General features: G+C 62.6%; 21 protein-coding genes and 1 other RNA gene. 13 read left to right on the top strand and 9 right to left on the bottom strand.

What is annotated here, in order from left to right; all coding sequences use genetic code 11:
- Position 1 precedes the first annotated feature (1 nt).
- Entirely contained in the window at positions 2-3,163 is a 3,162-nt protein-coding gene (locus B2M20_RS15915) for a multidrug efflux RND transporter permease subunit (protein ID WP_079448017.1), read from the top strand.
- 193 nt (positions 3,164-3,356) lie between these two features.
- Here B2M20_RS15915 and B2M20_RS15910 read toward each other — a convergent pair whose 3' ends face one another.
- From B2M20_RS15910 to tkt, 7 genes are all read right to left on the bottom strand, one after another.
- Positions 3,357-4,148: an inositol monophosphatase family protein gene (locus tag B2M20_RS15910; protein WP_079448123.1), complete on the bottom strand. Its 792-nt coding sequence runs from the start codon at positions 4,146-4,148 to the stop codon at positions 3,357-3,359.
- A 61-nt stretch (positions 4,149-4,209) separates the two neighbouring features.
- Positions 4,210-5,250 carry a tetratricopeptide repeat protein gene (locus B2M20_RS15905; protein WP_079448016.1) on the bottom strand — a complete coding sequence of 347 codons (1,041 nt, stop codon included), beginning with the start codon at positions 5,248-5,250 and terminating at the stop codon, positions 4,210-4,212.
- Positions 5,247-5,942, bottom strand: coding sequence for a thiamine phosphate synthase (locus B2M20_RS15900; protein ID WP_079448015.1), 696 nt, complete (start codon positions 5,940-5,942; stop codon positions 5,247-5,249). Before B2M20_RS15900 ends, B2M20_RS15905 begins: the two co-directional genes overlap by 4 nt.
- A gap of 273 nt (positions 5,943-6,215) precedes the next feature.
- On the bottom strand, positions 6,216-7,247 hold the full coding sequence (locus B2M20_RS15895; protein WP_079448122.1) for a class I fructose-bisphosphate aldolase: 1,032 nt from the start codon (positions 7,245-7,247) through the stop codon (positions 6,216-6,218).
- 118 nt (positions 7,248-7,365) lie between these two features.
- Positions 7,366-8,562 carry a phosphoglycerate kinase gene (locus B2M20_RS15890; RefSeq protein ID WP_079448121.1) on the bottom strand — a complete coding sequence of 399 codons (1,197 nt, stop codon included), beginning with the start codon at positions 8,560-8,562 and terminating at the stop codon, positions 7,366-7,368.
- A gap of 137 nt (positions 8,563-8,699) precedes the next feature.
- Positions 8,700-9,707 (bottom strand): type I glyceraldehyde-3-phosphate dehydrogenase, encoded by a 1,008-nt coding sequence (gap, locus tag B2M20_RS15885; RefSeq protein ID WP_079448014.1) that lies wholly within the window; start codon positions 9,705-9,707, stop codon positions 8,700-8,702.
- A 322-nt stretch (positions 9,708-10,029) separates the two neighbouring features.
- Entirely contained in the window at positions 10,030-12,015 is a 1,986-nt protein-coding gene (gene tkt / locus B2M20_RS15880) for a transketolase (protein ID WP_079448013.1), read from the bottom strand.
- 281 nt (positions 12,016-12,296) lie between these two features.
- Here tkt and B2M20_RS15870 point away from each other — a divergent pair, with 281 nt between their 5' ends.
- From B2M20_RS15870 to mgtE, 8 genes are all read left to right on the top strand, one after another.
- Complete coding sequence (locus B2M20_RS15870; RefSeq protein ID WP_079448011.1) at positions 12,297-12,629, top strand: DUF4164 domain-containing protein; 333 nt, start codon at positions 12,297-12,299, stop codon at positions 12,627-12,629.
- Positions 12,626-13,009, top strand: coding sequence for a cell division protein ZapA (locus B2M20_RS15865; protein ID WP_079448010.1), 384 nt, complete (start codon positions 12,626-12,628; stop codon positions 13,007-13,009). The genes B2M20_RS15870 and B2M20_RS15865 overlap by 4 nt, the downstream gene beginning before the upstream one ends.
- A gap of 254 nt (positions 13,010-13,263) precedes the next feature.
- Positions 13,264-13,424: non-coding RNA, 6S RNA (ssrS, locus tag B2M20_RS15860), on the top strand.
- Between the two features lie 217 nt (positions 13,425-13,641).
- A complete protein-coding gene (locus B2M20_RS15855; protein WP_079448009.1) occupies positions 13,642-14,229 on the top strand; it encodes a 5-formyltetrahydrofolate cyclo-ligase in 588 nt (195 codons plus the stop codon).
- Between the two features lie 2 nt (positions 14,230-14,231).
- Positions 14,232-15,053, top strand: a complete 822-nt coding sequence (locus B2M20_RS15850; protein ID WP_079448008.1) for a TIGR00282 family metallophosphoesterase — start codon at positions 14,232-14,234, stop codon at positions 15,051-15,053.
- A 164-nt stretch (positions 15,054-15,217) separates the two neighbouring features.
- Positions 15,218-15,964, top strand: a complete 747-nt coding sequence (locus B2M20_RS15845) for a YebC/PmpR family DNA-binding transcriptional regulator (protein ID WP_079448007.1) — start codon at positions 15,218-15,220, stop codon at positions 15,962-15,964.
- Entirely contained in the window at positions 15,961-16,431 is a 471-nt protein-coding gene (locus B2M20_RS15840; RefSeq protein WP_244553559.1) for an NUDIX hydrolase, read from the top strand. Before B2M20_RS15845 ends, B2M20_RS15840 begins: the two co-directional genes overlap by 4 nt.
- 267 nt (positions 16,432-16,698) lie before the next feature.
- The gene (mgtE, locus tag B2M20_RS15835) at positions 16,699-18,069 is read left to right on the top strand and encodes a magnesium transporter (RefSeq protein ID WP_079448006.1); all 1,371 of its coding nucleotides are present in this window, start codon (positions 16,699-16,701) and stop codon (positions 18,067-18,069) included.
- Positions 18,070-18,112: 43 nt separating this feature from the next.
- Here the strand turns inward: mgtE and B2M20_RS15830 are convergent, their stop codons facing one another.
- Positions 18,113-18,526 (bottom strand): hypothetical protein, encoded by a 414-nt coding sequence (locus tag B2M20_RS15830; protein ID WP_079448005.1) that lies wholly within the window; start codon positions 18,524-18,526, stop codon positions 18,113-18,115.
- A gap of 153 nt (positions 18,527-18,679) precedes the next feature.
- Complete coding sequence (locus B2M20_RS15825; protein ID WP_079448004.1) at positions 18,680-19,285, bottom strand: hypothetical protein; 606 nt, start codon at positions 19,283-19,285, stop codon at positions 18,680-18,682.
- A gap of 296 nt (positions 19,286-19,581) precedes the next feature.
- On the opposite strand from B2M20_RS15825, the gene ruvC reads away from it, so the two are divergent.
- Genes ruvC through ybgC form a run of 4 tightly spaced genes read left to right on the top strand, consistent with a single transcriptional unit; the run spans position 19,582 to position 22,212 of the window.
- Entirely contained in the window at positions 19,582-20,097 is a 516-nt protein-coding gene (gene ruvC / locus B2M20_RS15820; protein ID WP_079448003.1) for a crossover junction endodeoxyribonuclease RuvC, read from the top strand.
- Positions 20,094-20,711, top strand: coding sequence for a Holliday junction branch migration protein RuvA (gene ruvA / locus B2M20_RS15815; protein ID WP_079448002.1), 618 nt, complete (start codon positions 20,094-20,096; stop codon positions 20,709-20,711). Before ruvC ends, ruvA begins: the two co-directional genes overlap by 4 nt.
- The gene (ruvB, locus tag B2M20_RS15810) at positions 20,708-21,754 is read left to right on the top strand and encodes a Holliday junction branch migration DNA helicase RuvB (RefSeq protein WP_079448001.1); all 1,047 of its coding nucleotides are present in this window, start codon (positions 20,708-20,710) and stop codon (positions 21,752-21,754) included. Before ruvA ends, ruvB begins: the two co-directional genes overlap by 4 nt.
- Complete coding sequence (gene ybgC, locus B2M20_RS15805; protein ID WP_079448000.1) at positions 21,751-22,212, top strand: tol-pal system-associated acyl-CoA thioesterase; 462 nt, start codon at positions 21,751-21,753, stop codon at positions 22,210-22,212. Before ruvB ends, ybgC begins: the two co-directional genes overlap by 4 nt.
- Positions 22,213-22,308 lie beyond the last annotated feature (96 nt).

The following is a 22,308-nucleotide window of genomic DNA, read 5'->3' as shown; positions in this document are numbered from 1 at the left end:
CATGCCGGCTTTCTTCATCGACCGGCCGATCTTCGCGTGGGTCGTCGCGCTGTTCATCTGTTTGATCGGCACGATTTCGATTCCATTCCTGGGCATCGCGCAGTATCCGATCATCGCGCCGCCTTCGATCTCGGTCGCGACCGTGTATCCCGGCGCCTCGCCGGAGAACCTTTATAACAGCGTCACGCGCCTGATCGAGGAACAGCTCAACGGCGCGACGGGCATCCTCAATTTCGAATCCACCAGTGATTCTCTGGGGCAGGTTGAGATCACCGCGTTCTTTGTTCCCGGCACCTCCACGGCTCTCGCGTCGGTGGACGTGCAGAATCGCATCAAGCGCATCGAGGCTCGCTTGCCCGCGGCCGTGCTGAAGGAAGGCATCCTGGTCCAGGAAGCCTCGAGCGCGGTGTTGCAGATCATCACGCTGCGTTCGACAGACGGCAGTCTGGATGAGGTCGGCCTCGGCGATTTTATGACCCGTAACATCATCGGGGAAATCCGGCGTATCCCTGGCGTCGGCCGGGCCACACTGTTCTCCACCGAACGCTCGTTGCGAGTCTGGCTCGATCCAGAAAAGCTCGTTGGCTACGATCTGACGTCGGAAGACGTTACCAAGGCGATTGCGGCGCAGAACGCGCAGGTGGCTTCGGGCAGCGTCGGTGGACCGCCGAGCCGGGACGGGCAGAAAACTGCGGCGCTGGTATTGGTCAAGGGGCAACTCACCACGCCCGAGGAATTCGGCTCCATTTTGCTGCGCGCCAACCGCGACGGCTCCGCCGTACGCCTGCGCGACGTGGCGCGGGTCGAGGTTGGCGGCATGGATTACCGATTCACCACTCGCCTCAACGGCAAGCCGACCGCGGGTCTTTCGGTGCTGCTCGCGCCGGGCGCCAACGCGCTTGCCACCGCGAGCGCGGTGGAAGCCAAGATGAAGGAACTTTCGAAGTTCTTTCCGGCGAATATCGCCTACGGTATCCCTTACAACATCACGCCCGTGGTGGAAGCCTCGATCGAAAAGGTCGTGCATACGCTGATCGAGGCGGTGGTGCTGGTGTTTCTCGTGATGTTTCTGTTCCTGCAGAACATCCGTTACACGATCATCCCGATCATCGTGGTGCCGGTAGCGCTGCTCGGCACCTGTTCGGTGCTGCTAATCGCCGGCTATTCCATCAACATGCTGACAATGTTCGGCATGGTGCTGGCGATCGGCATTCTGGTCGACGACGCCATCGTCGTGGTGGAGAATGTCGAGCGCATCATGGCGGAGGAGGGACTGCCGCCCAAGGAAGCGGCGCGTAAGGCGATGTCGCAGATCACGAGCGCCATCATCGGCATCACGCTGGTGCTGATGGCGGTGTTCGTGCCGATGGCGTTCTTTCCGGGCTCTGTCGGCATCATCTACAGGCAGTTCTCCGTCACAGTGGTTTCCGCGATCGCCTTCTCTGCTCTGATGGCGCTGTCGCTGTCGCCGGCGCTGTGCGCCACGCTGCTCAAGCCCGTAGAGGCCGGACACGCCCACGCCCGCAGAGGCTTGTTCGGCTGGTTCAATCGCGCGCTGGAGAGCGTGCGTGGCCGCTATGTCTCGACGGTCGGCTGGTCGCTGAGGCGAACCGGACGCCTGATGCTGATTTACGCCGTTCTGGTCGGTGCTCTGGTCTGGGCTTTCGTTCGATTGCCCGCCGGCTTTCTGCCGGTGGACGATCAGGGCTTCATCACGACCGACGTGCAGACGCCGGCGGATTCGTCCCACGGGCGCACCGAAACGGCTGTGGAGGCGGTCGAAAAATACCTGGCCAAACGGCCGGGGATTCAGGATGTCACTTTTCTGACCGGTTTTGCCTATTCGGGGCAGGGCATGAACACGGCGCAGGCGTTTATTACCCTGAAGGACTGGTCGGAGCGGCCTGAGAAAGATTCAGCCGCCAATATCGTCGCTGATGCCAATCGCGATCTGTTGTCGCTACGCGACGCCAAGATCACCGCGCTGCAGCCGCCGCCGATCGACAACCTCGGCAATTCTTCGGGTTTTAGCTTCCGTTTGCAGGATCGCGGCCAAAAAGGCTACCCGGCGTTGTTGCAGGCGACCGCTCAGCTGATCGCCGAGGCCAATGCCAGTCCGATCCTGCAGAATGTCTATGTCGAGGGTTTGCCGTCGGCGGGGCAGGTCAATCTCACGATCGATCGCGAGAAGGCCAGCGCCCTGGGAGTTACGTTCGAGGATATCAACGATACCATGTCGACCAATCTCGGCTCGACCTATGTCAACGACTTCCCCAACCGCGGGCGGATGCAGCGCGTGATCGTGCAATCGGATCGCGACGGCCGCACCACGGCGCAAGACATCCTCAACTACAACGTCAAGAACAGCAGTGGGGGGCTGGTTCCGTTCTCCTCCTTCTCCTCCATCGAATGGTCGAAGGGGCCGACACAGGTCGTCGGCTTCAACTACTATCCGTCAATGCGCATCACCGGAGAGGCGCGGGCGGGCTTCACCTCCGGCGATGCGATCGCCGAGATGGAACGGCTGGCTGATCGTCTTCCGCGCGGCTTTGGCTATGAATGGACCGGTCAGTCGTTGCAGGAAAAGTTGTCGGGATCACAGGCGCCGTTCCTGCTCGCGCTCTCGGCGCTAGTGGTGTTCCTCTGCCTGGCTGCGCTTTATGAAAGCTGGACCATTCCGCTCGCAGTGTTGCTGACGGTGCCGCTCGGGATCTGCGGCGCGGTGCTGGCGGCGACAACGCGCGGGCTTGCCAACGACGTCTATTTCACCGTCGGACTCGTCACCATCATCGGCCTAGCGGCCAAGGACGCTATCCTTATCGTCGAATTCGCCAAGGATTTGCGCGCGCAGGGCAAGCCGCTCATCGAAGCCACGATGGAGGCGTGCGCGCTGCGCTTCCGCCCGATTTTGATGACCGGCCTTGCATTCGTCTCCGGCGTGCTGCCGATGGTCGTTGCAAGCGGTGCAGGCGGAGCGAGCCAGCAGGCGCTCGGCACCAGCGTGATGGGCGGCATGATCGCGGTGGTGGTGCTGGCGCTCTTGATGGTGCCGGTGTTTTTCGTCGTCGTGATGCGCATACTCGGGCGCGACAAGAGCGGATTGGAGCCGGTGGGCGAGCCGGAAATCCACGGGCCGCCGGCACCGCTGCATCCAGCGGAATAACCAGCGGAGTTTCCGTGCGTCACGACAGCGGTGAAAGACTCTGAAGCTTCCAGCGGGTGCGGTATGCGTGAGATATTTCCATCGTCGCGCTAACAATCGTCAGCCATGACCATTGTCCTCGCTGACTCAGTTTTTGTAGCGCAGGCGTCAGAACCGCTTTGCGTCGAGCAAACGCCTTCATTGGCCTGGGCCATTATCCCAGCGGCTTGAGGATTTTTACGAGTTCGGCGTGGACGAACTCGTTGCCGCAGATCACATCACCGGTCGCGAGCGGATCGTCATCGCCCTGGATGCCGCTGACGATGCCGCCGGCCTCGCGCACGATGATCTGTCCGCCCGCAATATCCCACGGCTGCAGGTTGCGCTCCCAGTAGCCGTCGATGCGTCCCGCCGCGACAAAGACGAGATCGAGCGAGGCCGCGCCGAAACGCCGCAGGCCCGCCACCTTCGGCTGCAGGGCGGCCATCTCCCGTCGCGACAATTCATGGTCACCGCGTCCGATATGCGGCAGGCCGCAGGCGATAACGCAGTCGTTCATCTGGCGGCGCCCCGACACGCGCAGCCGCTGATCGTTGAGAAAGGCACCCTTGCCGCGCTCCGCGGTGTAGAGCTCGTCATTGGCGGGATTGTAAACGAGGCCGGCAATCAGCACGCCGTCACGCTGCAGGCCGATCGAGACTCCGAAATGCGGAATGCCGTGCAGGAAGTTGGTGGTGCCGTCGAGCGGATCGACGATCCAGGTGTGGCTCTTGTCCGTGCCCTCGCGGTTGCCGCCTTCTTCGCCGAAAAAGCCGTAGCCGGGACGTGCCTTGCTGAGCTCCTCATACAGGATGTCCTCCGCCCGCTTGTCCGCGAGACTCACGAAGTTCGCAGGTCCCTTCAGTGACACCTGAAGATTCTCGATCTCGCCGAGATCGCGTTTCAGGCTCCGGCCGGCGCGGCGCGCAGCCTTGACCATGACGTTCATGAGAGCGGATTGCAGCATGATTGAGCTCAGGTGGATGATGAGGTCTGGGTGCCCTGCGGGAAGGTTCCCGTCAAGCGGTTCATTGGATTCCAAGCCATTTACGGGCGGCGCTCTCCGCCTTGGCGCGTTCTTCGGGCGTTGCCTGCGCCATCGCTTCGTCGAGCATCAGATCGCCCTTGCCGGCGGTCTTCGCCACGATGTGCCATTTCAGGCCTTCGATCTTGTTTGTTGGCACGCCCATGTCCGTGACGAGAACCCGGGCGAGGCGATTTTGAGCGATCGCGCTGTTTTGCCTGGCGGCTTTGCGCAGCAGCGATACCGCGGCGGCCTCGTTCTTCTCGGTGCCGCTGCCGTTGAACAGCGCGATCGCATACTCGACTTCGGCATCGACGTTGCCGGCGAGCGAGGCCGCCTGCAACAGCCGCACTGACTTGTAGAGATTCTTTTCGAGGCCGTTGCCCTCCTTGTAGAAGGTCGCCAGCGCATATTGCGCCTCCGGGGTGCCGGCGTCGGCTGCGGATCGCAGCAGTTCGGCGGCGCGCTTGAAGTCCTGCGGCAGCGTTTGCCCGTCCATGTAGAGAAGGGCCAGGTTGTAGGCGGCTTTGGGCTGGCCTAGCTTGGCGGACGAAGCCAGCCATTTTACAGCGCTCGCCCTGTCGGGCGGTCCGCCGCGTCCGCTGATGCGAAGCATCGCGAGTGCGAACATTGCTTCGCGATCCCCCAGATCGGCCGCACGCTGGTGCCACTCGATTGCCTTGCCGTAGTCGCGCTTGACCCCGAGCCCATTGGCGTAGAGCTCGCCGAGCATGGTCATGGCGGCGGGAGCCTTGTTTTCCTGTGCCTGTTTCAATGCGAGATCAAACGCGGTCTTGTAGAGACCGCGCTGATAGGCGCCGTAGACCAGATCCGCATTCGGGTCGTCAGGGGCTTGTGCGCTCGCCTTGTTGTCCGGTTCGGGCCTGGCTGGTGGCGTTGGCGGGACCGACTTGATGGTCTTCGTCTTCACGTTCTTGCTGGCGGATGGGGGGGCGGCCGTCGGCGCTGACTGGAGCTGCGCCAGGGCGCTTTCCCCGAGCATGAGAATGCTGGCGACGATGACAACAGGACGCAGGAAGGTCATCCGGCGTCCCCATTAGGATGGTCCGCACGTTGCGCGCTTCCTTGCGATCCGAAACCTTGGCAGATTGCGGTTGCGACATCCGTGAGCGCCAGCGCCGCGCCGCGGGGGTCGTTCCAGACGATGTCGTCGACCAGCACGAAATCCGCACCCGATGCTGCGAAAACCTGTGCTTCATTGAGGTTCGCGGCGTGGGCGACGCAGGGCGGCTCGAACAGTTCGGCCCACCATGTCAACCGATCAGCAATCGCTTCCGCGGACGGCCGATCACCGGTCTTATCCGGCTCGCCGAACAGCACGTAGTCGGCGCCGGTCTCGCCAGCGACCATGGCGTCATGGCGTGTCGACAAGCCGCCAACGCCGACGATGCGGTCGGGTTTTAGTGGCGGCATTGCCTCCTGCAGCGCCTCGATACCGGTAAAATGTGCGCCGTCGGCGCCGGACCGCGCGACCAGATCGGCGTGACCATCGAGCAAAAGCGCAGCGCCGCTATTCTGGATCAACGGCGCGAGAACCTTGATGCGCGACATCATTGTGCGTGGATCGGAGGGCGCGAGCCGCATCAGCACTGCGGCGACATCCGCGGACGCCAGCGCGTCGGCCAGTGGCGTCATGATCCTTGCCGGATCGTCAATCTCCGGCGTCGCCAGATAAAGACGCGGCGCGGGCCGGAGGGGGGCTGATTTCGCGAGCATCGGAGGGCCTCAGGTAGCCGGACAGGTGAAAGTGAGCGGCTCAATGTCAGGACATTTTCGTCGAATTTAGCGTGAGCAGCAGGGGAAAGTTTTAGCGGCGTTCGACCTGCTGGTAGATCACGTTCATCATTCGGATCGATCTGATCCAAAATCATCGCGATATCAGGGCGCAGCACCTTCTCCGCGCCCGTGATTCAGGCATCGACCCTCAAAAACAGTTGCGGCGTCGTACCGCAAGGGCAAATCATGGACAGGCGCTTGGGCGGTAATCCCTCACGCAGCTTTCTCCTCGAGGTCGGCTCTCCACTCTCCTTTGCTTGCGAGCGAATTCATCCGCGCCCGGTGGATGAGAGCCCGTTGCCCGGCTGCGACGTTCTCGGACTTGCCGGACCACGCCTTCTGCGGCGCCGCCTGTAACGCGCGGCCGTAGGAGAAGGTGAGCCTCCACGGCAGGTTGTCTATCCGATTCATGGCATCGAGATGGGCTGTGGCCTCCTCGTCGGACTGTCCGCCGGACAGAAACGCGATACCGGGGACGGCGGCCGGCACGCAGGCCTTCAGCATGCGCACCGTCCTTTCCGCGACCTCTTCGACCGATGCATTTTTCCCGCTCTTTTTGCCCGGGACCGCCATATTTGGCTTCAAAATCATACCTTCCAGCGCGACGCGCTGCTTGCGCAATTCCTGGAACGTCACGTTGAGCACGCGCGTCGTGACCTCAAAGCAGCGATCGATGTCGTGATCGCCGTCCATCAACACTTCCGGTTCGACGATAGGTACGATTTGGGCAGCCTGGCACAGCGCGGCGTAGCGCCCCAGGGCATGAGCATTGACGCCGATCGCCGTCATGCTCGGGATACGACCCGCCGTGTTGATGTCGATCACCGCGCGCCATTTCGCGAAGCGTGCACCCTGAGCGTAGTATTTTTTCAGCCGCTCCGCGAGCCGGTCCAGTCCAACGGTCACGAGTTCGCCGGGACATGCGGGTAAGGGTTGCGTTCCTTCATCGACCTTGATGCCGGGAATGGCGCCGGCCTGCTCGATCAGTTTGATCAGCGGCGTGCCGTCCTTCGCGTTCTGCCAGATCGTTTCGTCATAAAGGATAACGCCGGAGATGTATTTCGTCATGGCGTCGGCGGCGCGGAACATCATCTCGCGATAGTCGCGCCGGCTTTCATCGGTGGATGTCACGCCGATGGCGTTGAACCGTTTGGTGATGGTGGGAGACGATTCGTCGGCGGCAAGAATGCCCTTGCCCGGCGCGACCATGGCCTGCGCCACTTCGTTGAGGTCAGCGAGATTCATCAGCGGCTCCTCCTGCATACCTCATCCGACTTCCGATAAGGTCGGAACTTGAGGATCATGCAGGCATGAGAGTTGCGGTTTTCTGACACCGCAACTCATTTTGCCGCGAGGAGCAGCGTCATTTTGCCCTTAGCACCTCAACGCCGGGCAGCGGCTTGCCTTCCATCCACTCCAGGAACGCGCCGCCGGCCGTTGAAACATAGGTGAAGTCACCGGCTACGCCAGCCTGGTTCAACGCCGCGACTGTATCGCCGCCGCCTGCGACCGACACCAGCTTTCCAGTCTTGGTGCGGGCTGCCGCGTGTTTTGCCGCGACGACGGTGCCATGATCGAAAGGGGTCAGTTCGAACGCGCCGAGCGGGCCGTTCCAGACCAGCGTTGCGGCGTCGTCGATGGCCGAATGAACGCGCTCCACCGACTGCGGTCCAACATCGAGAATCATCCCCTCCGCAGGAATAGCGTCGAGCCCGTAGGCTTGGGACGGCGCGTTGGCAGCGAAATGGAATGCCACGGTCGCATCCACCGGCAGGATGATGGCGCAGTTGGCGGCCTCGGCTTTTTCCATAATGCGTAGCGCGGTCGCCGCGAGATCTTTTTCCGCCAGCGATTTGCCGATGTTGATGCCCTGCGCGTGCAGGAAGGTGTTGGCCATGCCGCCGCCGATCACCAGCGCATCGACCTTGCTGACGAGGTTTTCCAGGAGGTCGATTTTGGTCGAGACCTTTGCGCCGCCGATCACGGCGATGACGGGTTTGGTCGGTGCTTCGAGCGCTTTGTTGAGCGCTTCAAGCTCGGCCTGCATGGTGCGTCCGGCATAACCCGGCAGCTTGTGGCCGAGACCTTCGGTCGAGACGTGGGCGCGATGCGCGGCTGAGAAGGCGTCGTTGACCCAGATATCGCCGAGCTTGGCGAGTTCGGCGACGAACTCCGGATCGTTCTTTTCCTCTTCCTTGTGGAAGCGGGTATTTTCCAGGCACAGGATGTCGCCATCCTTCATCGCGGCGATCGCCTGTTGTGCCGGTTCGCCGACGCAGTCGTCGGCGAACGCGACCGGTTTGCCGAGTACTTTGGCAAGTTCCGCCGCGACCGGCCGCAACGAGTTTTTGGGATCGGGACCCTTGGGCCGGCCGAAATGCGCCAGCAGGATCGCTTTGCCACCCTTGTCCGCTATTTCCGTGATCGTCGGCGCCACCCGTTCCAACCGCGTGGCGTCGGTAACGCGCCCCTGCTCCATGGGGACGTTGAGGTCGACGCGCAGCAGGACGCGCTTTCCTCTAACGTCAACGTCATCGAGGGTGCGGAAGGATTTTGTCATGGTCTGGATGTCCCGAACATGGTGCCGCGTCAACGGTGCGCCGCAAACCGGGACCGCCACGCAGGAAAAGTTGCGGTATGAATGGCGCCGGTTCCGCATCGCGGCGCGTGCGCCGCGATGCGCCCGGACACGTGGTCTCAGATCAGCTTCGCCATTGCTACGGCGGTGTCAGTCATGCGGTTGGAGAAGCCCCATTCATTATCGTACCACGACAACACGCGCACCAGCGTGCCGTTCTGCACTTTGGTCTGGTCGATGTGGAGCGTCGAGGAGTGCGAATCGTGGTTGAAGTCGCTCGAGACATTGGGCTGGTCCGTGGTGCCGAGGATGCCCTTCAGCTCCTGTGATGCAGCCCGCTTCATCGCCTCGTTGATTTCGTTGGTGGTGGTCTCCTTCTTGGCGATCACCTTGAGATCGACCACCGAGACGTTCGGCGTCGGTACGCGGATCGCGACGCCGTCAAGCTTGCCCTTCAACTCGGGCAACACCAGGCCGATCGCCCTCGCGGCGCCGGTCGAGGTCGGGACCATCGAGAGAGCCGCGGCGCGGCCGCGATAGAGATCCTTGTGCATGGTGTCGAGCGTCGGCTGGTCGCCGGTATAGGCGTGGATCGTGGTCATGAACCCGGTTTCGATGCCGACCAGATCGTTGAGGACCTTCGCCACCGGAGCGAGACAGTTGGTGGTGCAGGAACCGTTCGAAACGACCAGATGGTCCTTCGTCAGCTTGTCGTGGTTGACGCCGTAGACCACGGTCATGTCGGCGCCTTCGGCCGGAGCCGATACCAGCACGCGCTTGGCGCCGGCGGTGAGATGTGCGGAGGCTTTTTCTTTCGCGGTGAAGAGGCCTGTGCACTCCATCGCGATGTCGATGCCGAGTTCCTTCCAGGGCAGTTTCGATGGATCACGCTCGGCGATCACCTTGATCTTTTTCTTGCCGATCACGATGCTGTCGCCTTCGACCTTCACCTCGAAAGGGAAGCGGCCGTGCACCGAGTCGAAGCGCAACAGGTGCGCGTTGGTTTCCACCGGGCCGAGATCGTTGATGGCGACGATCTCGATTTCGTCGCGGCCGGCCTCGTAAACGGCGCGCAAAACATTGCGGCCAATGCGGCCAAACCCGTTGATTGCGACCCGGACTGCCATATCTTCATTCTCCTTCAAATGGGTGACGTTCCCTGCGCGCAACCACATTTTGCGCGCGCAGCGTCAACGCCTTTTCGCCCGGTTCTGCCAGGCCGTGACCATTGGTAATGTCTAGCGGTCCGATTTTAACATTCGAATGCCCATTTCAGCGAGCATCTTCCCGAATGTTGAAATCACAGAGACCGCCAGCAAATGTAAGTTGCCAGCGGAATTTTGGATTCTCCATTCGCATCCAGGGCCCATGATTGGCCGAGCAGCGAATGGCCAAATCCATTCCACGGTTTTTAGCTAGCGCCTTTTTGATATTGAGGCAATCTCAACCTCAACCAAGGCGCGTCTCCACCGCTTTGACCACGGCTTCGGCGGTAATGCCGAAATGCTTGTAGAGGTCCTTGGCAGGAGCGCTGTGACCGAAACTGTGCATGCCGACGAAAAGTCCGTCCGCCCCGATCACAGCATCCCACCCGAAGCGCACAGCCGCTTCCACGGCGATCTTGACAGGCGCCTTGCCAATAATCGCCTGCCGGCGATCCTCGGGCTGCTCGAGCAATAGCTCGAGCGAGGGTACCGAAACCACCCGCGACGCGATGCCGCGCTGGGACAGTTGCTGTTGTGCGGCGACGGCGATCTCAACTTCGGATCCGGTCGCGAAAATCGACACCTTCGCCTCGCCATTGGCCGCGACCAGCTCATAGGCACCGTGCGCGCAGCGATTGTCCGCATGCGCGGTCTTACGCACCGGCGTGAGGTTCTGGCGGGACAGCGCCAGAACCGTCGGTCCCTTTGGCCGCTCCAGAGCGAGCTGCCAACACTCGGCGGTCTCGACCGCATCGGCGGGGCGGAACACGCGCATGTTTGGCATCGCGCGCAAGCTTGCCAGATGCTCGACCGGCTGATGGGTCGGGCCATCCTCGCCAAGTCCGATCGAGTCGTGCGTCATGATGTAGATCGTGGGAATATGCGCCAGCGCCGAAATGCGCATCGCCGGGCGGGCATAGTCGGCGAAGCACATGAAGGTGCCGCCGGCCGGGGCATATCCGCCATGCAGGGCGATGCCATTCATGGCCGCGGCCATGCCGAGTTCGCGGATGCCGTAGTGGATGTAGCGGCCATCGTAGTGGCCAGGCTGCACTTCTTTTAGACCCTTGGTGCGGGTGTTGTTGGACGGCGTGAGGTCGGCGGAGCCGAGCAGCAGTTCCGGCACCGCCGGAACCAGCACCTCGAGCGCCAATTCGCTGGCTTTGCGGGTGGCGACCGTCGGCGGCTCGGCGACCAGTTTGTCCTTGAGCTTGCGGATCACCTCGGCGAGGTTTTGAGACGGCTTGCGGTCAATGACGCGGCGCTTGAATTCGTCTCGCTCCGCCTCTGGCCGGGCTGCGAATCGCGCGCGCCACTCCTTGTTGTGCCGCTTGCCCTTGCGTCCAGCGCTTCGCCAGACCTTGAGGACATCGTCGGGAATTTCGAAGGGGCCGTAATCCCAGCCGAGGGCTTTCTTCGCGCCTGCGAGTTCTTCCGCGCCGAGCGCTTCGCCGTGCGCCTTGGACGTGCCGGCCCTGGTGGGGGCGCCGAAACCGATAATGGTCTTGCAGGCGATCAGCGACGGTTTGTCGGATTTTTGCGCCCGGCGGATTGCGGCGGCGATCGCCTTCTGATCGTGGCCGTCGATCCGTTTTGCGTCCCAGCCGCACGCCTTGAAACGCGCCACCTGATCGACGTCGTCGGCCAGCGAGATCGGGCCGTCAATGGTGATGCCGTTATCATCGTAAAGGAAGATCAGCTTGTTGAGCTTGAGGTGACCAGCCAGCGCGATCGCCTCATGGCTGATGCCTTCCATCAGATCGCCGTCGGAGCACAGCACATAGGTGTAGTGGTCGACCACTTCACTGCTGAACTCCGCGGCCAGCAGGCGCTCCGCCAGCGCAAAGCCGACCGAGGTGGCGACGCCCTGGCCGAGCGGGCCGGTGGTGGTTTCGACGCCGTCGGTGATGAAGTTCTCGGGATGGCCCGGCGTCTTGGAGTTGAGCTGCCGGAAATTCTTGAGCTGATCGAGCGTCATGTCCTTGTTGCCCGTCAGGTACAACAACGCATAAAGCAGCATCGAACCGTGGCCGGCGGAGAGGATGAAGCGGTCGCGGTCCGGCCAGTGCGGATCGGCGGCGTCGTATTTCAGGAACTTGGTGAACAGCACCGTGGCGACGTCGGCCATGCCCATCGGCAGGCCGGGATGGCCCGATTTTGCTTTTTCTACACCATCCATCGCGAGCGCGCGGATTGCATTTGCCATACGGGAGGAATCGACGGTCGGCATGGGAGATATCCGATCCTGATAGGGAGGAGGGCTGACGGTTTGCATGGGAATCCGATGGTGTCCAAGGGGGTAAAAACTAGCTTGCCGGGGGCATAGCACCTGCGTCGGCGGAGTCCAAGGGGCGGGAGGCCCTCCTTAGGGCGAGAATGTTTTGCGGTGCATAGTTTTGCAGCGGCGTTGCGTTGGCCTCGTCCGCCACGTAAATTTCGGTCCCTAAGGGCTTGCCGAGCCGCACCTTTGTAGTCTGGCCGGCAGTTGGCCCAAAGGCGCGCAGGACGAACATGAACGACCAACCGGCCAATCGTTCCGGCAGTGCTGAACCGGCCAATAGTGGCGGAACCGATATCGACGCTGCAACCCGGCGACTGACGGCCGCGCTTGATGCGCTGGAGAGAGCGGTGGAGCGACGGCGCGATGCCGACCGCAATGAGGACGAGCTAGCGAGCCGTATTCAGGCTTTGGGTGCGGATCGTTCGCGCCTTGCGGATGAGCTCGACGGATCGCTGGTGCGCACCCGCAAGCTCGAGCGCACCAATCGCGAGATCGCCGAAAAGCTCGACGCGGCGATCGGCACTATCAAGTCCGTGCTCGAGGCGGCGGGAGAGAAGCCATGAGCCACGTCAACGTGACGATCAATAGCCGCCAGTACCGGATGGCCTGCGAGGATGGCCAGGAAGACCGGTTGCTGAAGCTTGCAGGCGATCTGGAAAGCCGTATCGGCCAATTGCGCGGCAAGTTCGGCGAGATCGGCGACCAGCGGCTCGAGGTCATGGCAGCGCTGGTAACCTCCGACGAACTGCTGGATGCGCAACAGCGCATCCGGGCGCTGGAGGAAGAGCTCAAGGCATTGCGCGATGTGCGCGCTGCGGCCGCCGAGCGCGCACGCGCTACGCAGACAGCGGTTGTCGCCGCGCTGAACATGGCGGCCCACCGCATCGAGAAGACCACGCAGATGTTAAACCGCACCGTCGGCGGCGGCATCGCCATCGGGTAAGTATTCGAATGACAGGCTTTGATTGATCGCAATTATGAGATGCCTGCCCAATGGAACGCGCACGCACATATGCAGTGGGCAGAGCCTGAGTTATCCTGAATCTGGATCGGTTTGCGATATTGGAAGTATCTCGCTTCAACACTGATCTGGTCGAGGTGTGCGCGTTTCTAGATCTTTTACAGCAACCATGAAAGTTCGTGCCTGATAGCGTGTCGCACTGGCGCTCGCTGCTCATCGTAGATACATTCCGCAATGCGAGGCTGCGTCGCGCGTCAGGAGCCATACATCCCCGGGGCCTTATCGATCCTTAAGGGAACTGTCCCTGGCCGGGTCCGTGGACCCGGACATATGGTGCCCACCTACTTTCGTAGGGAACTCCGGGATCGAGCGCTCCAACGGCGATTGCGGCTTCGCGCTTCCCTTTGCGCTATTCGATTGTTATGCCCGCCATAGCAGTCGCAGACTTTGTAAATTTGTCCGCATTGCCGGGTTTCTAGTTTCATGTCGCTCGCTTTGAACTGTTAGCGGCTCTGCTTCTGACGGGACCAGAAGCTAGGCTCCGTGATTTTTGTCTTGACGCTTTCGTCGAACGAACCGGGCCCCTTTGCTAAAAAACGCTATAAACATTCTGCATGTCGATTTCCTCTGACGCTCCACCCAAGAACGAATTGCGCGCCGCCGCACTGGCTCGTCGCGATGCGTTGGATCCACAGCAGCGCGCCGGTGCGGCGGTCGCGATGGCGGCACGGATGCCGCCCCTCGATATAACGTCATCAACAGTCGTCGCCGGCTACGCGCCGATCCGCAGCGAGATTGATCCCGTGCCGCTGATGCAGAGCCTCGCCAGGCAGGGCGCGGCGCTTGCGATGCCGGCAATCTCACGGCCTGACGCCGCGCTGGCGTTCCGCGCGTGGAAGCAAGGCGCGGCGCTGGTGCCCGGCGCGTTCGGGATTTCCGAGCCGTCCGCCACTGCGGCCGAGGTCGTCCCGGATATCGTGCTGGTTCCGCTCGTCGCGTTCGACCGCGCCGGCCATCGTATCGGCTATGGCGCCGGCTATTACGACCGCACGCTTGAGGCTCTGCGGCGACATAAGACCCTTGTCGCGATCGGTCTTGCTTTTACGGTGCAGGAGATACCGCAGGTGCCGGCACTGCCCCACGACGTCCGGCTCGATTATGTGCTAACCGAAACCGATCTGTTCGATTTCCGGAGTTTATAAGGTTGCGGATTCTTTTTATCGGCGACGTCGTCGGCAAGACCGGGCGCACCGCGGTCAACGAACACCTGCCGGTGATCATTGCCGCATGGAAGCTCGATCTTGTCGTCGTCAACGGCGAGAATGCGGCCGGCGGTTTCGGTATCACGGAGACGATCTACCAGGAATTTCTCGACGCCGGTGCCGACGCTGTCACCCTCGGCAATCACGCATGGAATCAGAAAGAGGCGCTGGTATTCATCGAGCGGGCGCCGCGGCTCATTCGTCCGCTGAATTTCCCGCGTCATACGCCAGGACGCGGCGCAATGCTGATCGACACCAAGGATGGCCGCCGCGCGCTTGTCATCAATGCCATGGCGCGCATCTTCATGGAGCCGTTCAACGATCCCTTCCGTGCTATCGATCGTGAGTTAGATGCCTGTCCGCTGCGCGAGGCGGTGGACGCGATCGTCGTGGATTTCCACGGCGAAGCGACCAGCGAAAAGCAAAGCATGGGTTTCTTCTGCGACGGCCGTGTCAGCCTCGTGGTGGGAACGCATACCCATGTGCCAACGGCGGATCATCGCATCCTTTCCGGCGGCACCGCCTATATGAGCGATGCCGGCATGACCGGCGATTATGACTCCGTGATCGGGATGCAGAGGGAGGAGCCGCTGCGCCGCTTCACCACCGGCATTTCGAGCGCCCGGTTCGAGCCGGCGGGCGGCGTCGCCACCTTGAGCGGCGTCGCGGTCGAGACCGACGACGCGACGGGGCTCGCGCTCAGAATCGCGCCGGTGCGGCTCGGCGGACGGCTCGAGCAGGCAGAGCCGTCGTTCTGGACGTGATCCGCTGAAGGATTCTGATTCGATGACATGGCCGCACCGCACATTGCCGAGCGGGTCTTTGATTCGGCGCGAACCCGTCTTATAACGCCGCGCCGCTTCCACCTTTGCAGAGGCCGCCCGGTGCCGCCGCCGGGCCTGCCCCGGATTTGAGAGAGACCCTGCCGATGGCCGGACATTCCCAATTCAAGAACATCATGCACCGAAAGGGCAGGCAGGATGCCCAAAAGTCGAAACTGTTCAGCAAGCTCGCGCGCGAAATCACGGTGGCGGCCAAACTGGGGGCGCCCGATCCGGCGATGAATGCACGGCTGCGCGCTGCCATGATCGCGGCGCGGGCAGAAAATATGCCCAAGGACAACATCGAGCGCGCCATCAAGAAGGCCAGCGGCAACGATGCCGAGAGCTATGACGAACTGCGTTACGAAGGCTACGGCCCCGGCGGCGTGGCGGTTATCATGGAAGTGCTGACAGACAATCGCAACCGCGCCGCCTCCGACATCCGTTCGTATTTCACGAAGGCCGGCGGCAATCTCGGTGAAACCGGCTCGGTGTCGTTTATGTTCGACCGGCTTGGCGTTATTGAATACGACGCGGGCAAGGCCTCGGCCGACGACATGCTGGAAGCTGCCATTGAAGCCGGCGCCGACGACGTGGTGTCGGGCGAGGGCGGCCACGAAATCTATGCCTCGCAGGACACCTTCCGCGAGGCCGCCAAGGCGCTGGAAGCCAGGTTCGGCGAGGCGCGCAAGGTCGCCTTGATCTGGAAGCCGCAGAACACCGTTGCCGTCGATGACGACACCGGTGAGAAATTGCTCAAGCTGATCGACCTCCTGAACGAGCACGACGACGTGCAGAACGTCTATGCCAACTTTGAGGTGTCGGACGCTCTGATGGCGAAGCTGGGGGGGTGAGCGCGGTCTCGCATGGCTCCCTGCGTCTGCGCCCCGCGGCGCGGCTGCTGTTGCTCGGCCCCGACGAGCGCTTGCTGCTGTTTCGTTTCGCCCATAAGGACAGCGCGTCGGCGGACAGAAGCTTTTGGGCGACCCCGGGGGGCGCTGTCGACGATGGCGAAACCTTCGAACAGGCAGCGATCAGGGAGTTATGGGAGGAGACCGGCCTGTGTGTCGCCAGCGTCGGATCGGAAATCGCGCAGCGCCAATTCGTTCTCGAACTCATCGGCGGCGAGCGTGTAATGGCCGACGAGCGGTTCTTTCTGGTGAGAACCGGCTATCATGCCGTGTCCAGCGGGGCGTGGACCGAGCTTGAACGCGAGGTGATGGCGGAATATCGCTGGTGGTCGCGCGCCGAACTCGCGAGGCCTACCGAACAGGTCTTCCCGGAGGATATTCTGGACATGCTTGCGACGGCGGCTTCTTGAGGCGCGCGCCTTGCCGTCGCGCAGGGTCACATCAAATTTCCGAACCTGAGTGATCGCGCTTTTTTCTTGACGCCGTCCGGCTGAAGGATCATGTCAGCCAAGCGGGATGCTTGCGGCCTCGGTCGCACGCCCATCACTGGAAACCACGACATTATGCCAAGCGACAGTCCAGGTACTTTGCCAGGTACCTCGCCGACAGCGGCGCCGGTCTGAGAGCTTGATGGGCTCGCCAGGCCTGCCGTTGCCGGCAGACCACGAAGGTGAGCTATGACGGATATCCACACCGCCACAACGGACGGCGACCTCGATGTGTACGCGCTGGCCTCGCGCCTGAGCGGCGGCCATGTCGCCGATAACGTCGAAATTCTCAACCAGCTCGAACCGCAGGACGCCGCGGCGGTGCTGGTGCTTCTGCCGGTCGATACTTCGGTCGAGATTCTCGACAAGCCGGAACTATATCACGGCGCGGAGGTCATCGCCTCGCTGCCCCGGCGCACCGCCATCATCTTATTGACTGAAATGTCGGCGGACGTCGCCGCCGATATCGTCCAGCAGCTCGATGAGCCGGCGCGCAGCGAACTGATGCAGGGGCTCGACCGAAACACGCGGGCCACTATCGAGAATCTGCTCACTTACCCGGAAAACACCGCGGGCGCGATGATGACAACCGAATTCGTCAGCGTCACCGCGACCTGGACAGTGGAGCAGACCCTACAGCATATCCGCCAGGTCGAACGGACCCGCGAGACGGTCTATGCGATCTATGTACTGGACGCCTTCACGCGAAGGCTGGTGGGCGCGGTGTCGTTGCGGCGGCTGATCGCCGGTGAGCCTTCGGCCCAGATCGCCGATCTGGCGCGCGCCCCGATCACCACCTCCCCGCTAACGGATCGCGAAGAGGTCGCGCGGCTGATCTCGCGGCACGACATGCTGGCGGTGCCTGTCGTGGACAAGGCCGGGCATGTCCTCGGCATCGTCACGGTCGACGACATCATCGACGCCATCATCGAAGAAAACACCGAGGACGCCCAGAAATTCGGCGGCATGGCGGCGACTGACGAACCGTATCTGCAGGTTGGGCTGCCGGGTATGATCCGCAAGCGCGGCGGTTGGCTGTGCGTGCTGTTTATCGGCGAGCTATTGACCGCGAGCGCCATGCAGCACTTCGAGGGCGAGCTGGAAAAGGCCATCGTGCTGACGCTGTTCATCCCGCTGATCATGAGTTCGGGCGGCAACTCCGGCTCGCAGGCGACCTCGCTCCTGATCCGCGCGCTGGCGCTGCGCGAGGTCAAGCTCGGCGACTGGTGGCGCGTGGCCCTGCGCGAACTGCCGACGGGATTGATCCTCGGCGCCATGCTGGGCGTCATCGGACTGGTCCGCGTGGTGGCCTGGCAGAAGCTCGGCATTTACGACTATGGCGAGCACTGGATGCTGATCGGGCTGACCGTCGCGGCTGCGCTGATCGGCGTTGTTGTTTTCGGCTCGGTGTCCGGATCGATGCTTCCGTTTATGCTGCAACGCGCCGGCTTCGATCCCGCGAGCGCTTCGGCGCCGCTGGTGGCGACGTTGGTCGACGTCACCGGGCTGATGATCTACTTCAGCGTGGCGGTGCTGATCCTGAGCGGGACGCTGCTGTAGAGCATTTCCGCTCCACTTTGCTCGAAAACGCCATGGCGCATGCCTAATCATTTACGCCAACCTCCGTCAGAAGGAATCCGGCTGGCGTCCTGGTGAAGGTAAAAATGCTCTCGCCGCAGATGACAAAGTAGTTGTCGTTGTTCTCGCCATCTCGACCGTATTCCGCTTTCTTCCGCTGGATGCACGCACGATCTTTCGCGGGGAACAGTTCCGGATAAGCCTTCGCCCGAAACTGTGCGGCATCCGCGTACGCCTTGTCACCCATGAAAGGCAGCTTGGTCATGCTGGCGACGGCAGCCGGATCGTTCGCTTTCAAAGCCGCTCGGAACTTGACGATAAAGGCATTGAATTCCGCCTCCAAGGCAGGAGACGCGGCGGGTTTTTTCGGCGTTTGCGCGAGTGCAAGCGCAGGGCTCGTGAGGACGGACGCAAGGACGATTCTGAACAGTATGCTCATCGTGGTGAAAACCCCGGCAGAATGCGGTTGAAGGGTTAGCTCGACGCGCGACCTGACTGGCCGCCTCAATTCTCTTGGCGAATACTCTTTCCGTCCGTGCTCCAGCACCGGCGGCTTACGCTTGCCGGCCTGTTGGCTTGATCTGCCGGTTCATCATTCGGCGATGCCTTGCACAATCTCTTCTGCGGCCTTGGTTCTCATTCCGCCGATCGTTGGCTTGTCCTTGCCACATGCGAACGATGCCGCTGCATCGGCGAGTGCATGCGCAGCTTCATTGGCATTCGGGTTCGCTCCGGTGTCAACAGCCCCCATGACGCAGGCGGTATCCTGTGCGACCCGGATCACGGCGAGTACCTGGTCGCCCGAAACCGGCAAATCCTGTTTCTGGAGTTTCATCCTGACGATCGCGGCATAAGGCTCGAACTCCTTGCCCTTGCCAGACCCGCGCCAGTCGACGGCTGATCCGGCGGACCATGCTTCCACCGCCCAGATGATCTTTTGCGGGTGAGCTCCCTTCGGCCAGCGGAAGCCTATCCGCAGACGAGTTCCCAGGGCGTTGACCAGCACCTGCGCGCCACCGACGCCAGGACATGTCTTGAGTTGGTCTTCCTCGTCGCCCGGCTCGTCGCCGATCGGAGCGAAAGTGCAGTCCTTGTTGGCAATGGACGTGAACCGGCTTTGCGCGGCGGTTGGCGAATCGGCCGAAACAGCGGTGCTGACGATCGTCATCATGAAGAAAACGGCAACTGCTGTCCGCATGACGCTTGAGATTCCTCTTCGGTCCTGTCTCGGAGACGGATCTGCCGTCGCTTATGACGTGGCCATCCCGTCTCCGAGCGGACCATGTTCAGCCGAACATGGATCGATCGGTCGGATGGCGGATACGGTTTTGTCGTTACCGGAACGGGCAAGGTTCGACAAACCAGGATTCGCCGCAACGTTGCTTATCATGGCCCCGCCTCGGGAGACTGTCCTGGCCGTGCGATTGCGTTGAAACGAATAGAGCCGGAGCCCGCTTGGGGGACGCAGCGGGATGCTTTGCGCTAACATGGGCCATGACCTCCGCACCGATTCGCATTCTGGGCATTGATCCGGGCCTGCGCCGCACCGGCTGGGGCGTGCTCGACATCGAGGGCAACCGGCTGATCTTCGTCGGCTGCGGCTCGGTCGAGACGCGCGAACATATGGCGCTGGCGAGCCGGCTGCTGGCGATCCATGCCGGGCTCGGCGCGGTGCTTGACCGATTCCGTCCCGCCGAGGCTGCGATCGAGCAGACCTTCGTCAACAAGGATGGCGTGGCGACGCTGAAGCTCGGACAGGCGCGCGGCGTTGCGATGCTGGCGCCGGCGATGTTCGGCATCGCGGTGGCGGAATACGCGCCCAACCAAGTAAAGAAGACCGTGGTTGGCGCGGGACACGCCGACAAGACCCAGATCCAGGCGATGCTGAAAATCCTGCTGCCGAAAGCCGATCCGAAGAGCGCGGACGCCGCCGACGCGCTCGCTATTGCCATTACCCACGCGCATCACCGGGGCGCTGCGGCGCTGCGGATGAAGGTGGCGGGCGCATGATCGGTAAACTGAAAGGCATCATCGACTCCTACGGCGAGGACTACGTGATCCTCGATGTCGGCGGCGTCGGCTATCAGGTGCATTGCGCCTCGCGCACGCTGCAGACGCTGCCGTCGCCGGGCGAGGCGGCGGTGCTGTCGATCGAGACGTATGTGCGCGAGGACCAGATCAAGCTGTTCGGTTTCCGCACCGACCACGAGCGCGAGTGGTTCCGTCTGTTGCAGACGGTGCAGGGCGTCGGTGCGAGGGTGGCACTCGCGGTGCTGGGCACGCTGTCGCCGGCCGATCTGGCTAACGCCATTGCGCTCCGCGACAAGGCTGCGGTGGCGCGCACGCCGGGGGTCGGACCGAAGGTGGCCGAACGCATCGTCACCGAACTGAAGGACAAGGCGCCGTCCTTCGCCAATGTCGATCCGGCGGTGGTGCATCTCGCAGGCGCCGTCGATGACCAGCATGCGCCGCGCCCGGTGCGAGATGCGATCTCCGCACTGGTTAATCTCGGTTACGGTCAACCGCAGGCGACCGCAGCGATCGCGGCCGCCTCGCGCGGCGCTGGCGAAAATGCGGAGACCGCGCAACTGATCCGGCTCGGCTTGAAGGAGCTGTCGAAGTGACCACGCCATCCCGCATCGTCACGCCCGAGCGCCGCGCCGACGATGTCGGCGACACCGCGCTGCGGCCGCAGAAGCTGGCCGAGTTCGTCGGCCAGGCGCAGGCCCGCGCTAACCTGCAGATCTTCATCGATGCTGCCCGTAAACGAAAAGAGGCGCTCGACCACGTGCTGTTCGTCGGCCCTCCGGGCCTTGGCAAGACCACGCTGGCGCAAATCGTCGCGCGCGAACTCGGCGTCGGCTTTCGCGCCACCTCCGGTCCCGTGATCGCCAAGGCCGGCGATCTCGCAGCGCTTCTGACTAACCTCGAAGAGCGCGACGTGTTGTTCATTGATGAAATTCATCGCCTCTCGCCGGCGGTGGAGGAGGTGCTCTATCCGGCGATGGAGGATTTTCAACTCGATCTCATCATCGGCGAGGGGCCGGCGGCCCGCTCGGTCAAGATCGAGCTTGCGAAGTTCACCCTGGTCGGCGCCACCACGCGCGCGGGGCTTTTGACCAATCCGCTGCGCGACCGCTTCGGGATTCCGGTGCGATTGAATTTTTACACCGTCGATGAGCTGGAGAGGATCGTCAGCCGTGGCGCCCGTGTTCTCAATGTCGGCATGACGGCGGACGGCGCCAACGAGATCGCCCGCCGCGCCCGCGGCACCCCGCGCATCGCCGGCCGCCTGCTGCGCCGGGTGCGCGATTTCGCGTCCGCCGCCGATGCGGCGTCGATCGACCGGAAAATCGCCGACCACGCGCTCGGCGCGCTCGAAGTCGATGCGGCCGGTCTCGATGCGATGGACCGCCGCTACCTCACGACCATTGCGCTGAACTATGGTGGCGGACCTGTGGGGGTAGAGACCATGGCGGCGGCGCTGTCGGAGCCGCGCGACGCCATCGAGGACATCATCGAGCCGTTTTTGATCCAGTGCGGCTACCTGCAGCGCACGCCGCGCGGACGGCTGCTCACGTCACACGCGTTCCGTCATCTCGGCCTGACTGAGCCCTCGCGCGATCCCGCGCAGTTCGGATTGTTCGGGCAGGACGAAGATCAATGAATGCGTCGCCGCAGACCCGCCATCTCGACGGCGAGATTCGCGACGGCAGGCATCACATGCAAGTCCGCGTCTATTATGAGGACACGGATTTTACCGGCCTCGTCTATCACGCTAATTATCTGCGCTTCATGGAGCGTGGACGTAGCAACTATCTGCGGCTGCTCGGCGCCGACCAGCGCGCGCTGTTCGCGGAGGCCGAAAGCGAGGCGCCCAGTTTTGCCTTCGTGGTGCGCGCGATGCAGCTCGAGTTTCTGAAGCCCGCGCGGATGGACGACGTACTCGACATCGTGACGCGGCCACTGGAAGTCCGGGGCGCCTCGATCACCTTGCATCAGGAGGTGCGGTGTGGCGACGTGCTGCTGCTGGACGCGAGGGTGAAGGTGGCGTTCATATCCGAAGGGCGGGCGAAGCCGATACCCAAGGCGCTTCGTGTCGCGATGAAGGCCGATCAGGTCTGATCACCGGGGATCACACGAAGATCCCTCTTAAGATTTGAGCGCGCCTCACGCCGATATTCCGGACCACCATGCCCCGACGGTCACGATGATTTGCAT

It is taken from the genome of Nitrobacter vulgaris, assembly GCF_002028545.1.
GTDB lineage: Bacteria > Pseudomonadota > Alphaproteobacteria > Rhizobiales > Xanthobacteraceae > Nitrobacter > Nitrobacter vulgaris.
This window is presented reverse-complemented; position numbering and strand designations above follow the sequence as displayed.

Coding starts and splice junctions, on each gene's coding strand:
- ruvA (WP_079448002.1), top strand. CDS start 20,094: ATGATCGGTAAACTGAAAGGCATCATCGACTCCTACGGCGAGGACTAC.
- B2M20_RS15865 (WP_079448010.1), top strand. CDS start 12,626: ATGAGCCACGTCAACGTGACGATCAATAGCCGCCAGTACCGGATGGCC.
- B2M20_RS15845 (WP_079448007.1), top strand. CDS start 15,218: ATGGCCGGACATTCCCAATTCAAGAACATCATGCACCGAAAGGGCAGG.
- B2M20_RS15830 (WP_079448005.1), bottom strand. CDS start 18,526: ATGAGCATACTGTTCAGAATCGTCCTTGCGTCCGTCCTCACGAGCCCT.
- B2M20_RS15905 (WP_079448016.1), bottom strand. CDS start 5,250: ATGACCTTCCTGCGTCCTGTTGTCATCGTCGCCAGCATTCTCATGCTC.
- ruvC (WP_079448003.1), top strand. CDS start 19,582: ATGACCTCCGCACCGATTCGCATTCTGGGCATTGATCCGGGCCTGCGC.
- B2M20_RS15855 (WP_079448009.1), top strand. CDS start 13,642: ATGTCGATTTCCTCTGACGCTCCACCCAAGAACGAATTGCGCGCCGCC.
- B2M20_RS15870 (WP_079448011.1), top strand. CDS start 12,297: ATGAACGACCAACCGGCCAATCGTTCCGGCAGTGCTGAACCGGCCAAT.
- ybgC (WP_079448000.1), top strand. CDS start 21,751: ATGAATGCGTCGCCGCAGACCCGCCATCTCGACGGCGAGATTCGCGAC.
- B2M20_RS15910 (WP_079448123.1), bottom strand. CDS start 4,148: ATGCTGCAATCCGCTCTCATGAACGTCATGGTCAAGGCTGCGCGCCGC.
- tkt (WP_079448013.1), bottom strand. CDS start 12,015: ATGCCGACCGTCGATTCCTCCCGTATGGCAAATGCAATCCGCGCGCTC.
- B2M20_RS15825 (WP_079448004.1), bottom strand. CDS start 19,285: ATGCGGACAGCAGTTGCCGTTTTCTTCATGATGACGATCGTCAGCACC.
- B2M20_RS15895 (WP_079448122.1), bottom strand. CDS start 7,247: ATGAATCTCGCTGACCTCAACGAAGTGGCGCAGGCCATGGTCGCGCCG.
- B2M20_RS15900 (WP_079448015.1), bottom strand. CDS start 5,942: ATGCTCGCGAAATCAGCCCCCCTCCGGCCCGCGCCGCGTCTTTATCTG.
- B2M20_RS15890 (WP_079448121.1), bottom strand. CDS start 8,562: ATGACAAAATCCTTCCGCACCCTCGATGACGTTGACGTTAGAGGAAAG.
- gap (WP_079448014.1), bottom strand. CDS start 9,707: ATGGCAGTCCGGGTCGCAATCAACGGGTTTGGCCGCATTGGCCGCAAT.
- mgtE (WP_079448006.1), top strand. CDS start 16,699: ATGACGGATATCCACACCGCCACAACGGACGGCGACCTCGATGTGTAC.
- B2M20_RS15915 (WP_079448017.1), top strand. CDS start 2: ATGCCGGCTTTCTTCATCGACCGGCCGATCTTCGCGTGGGTCGTCGCG.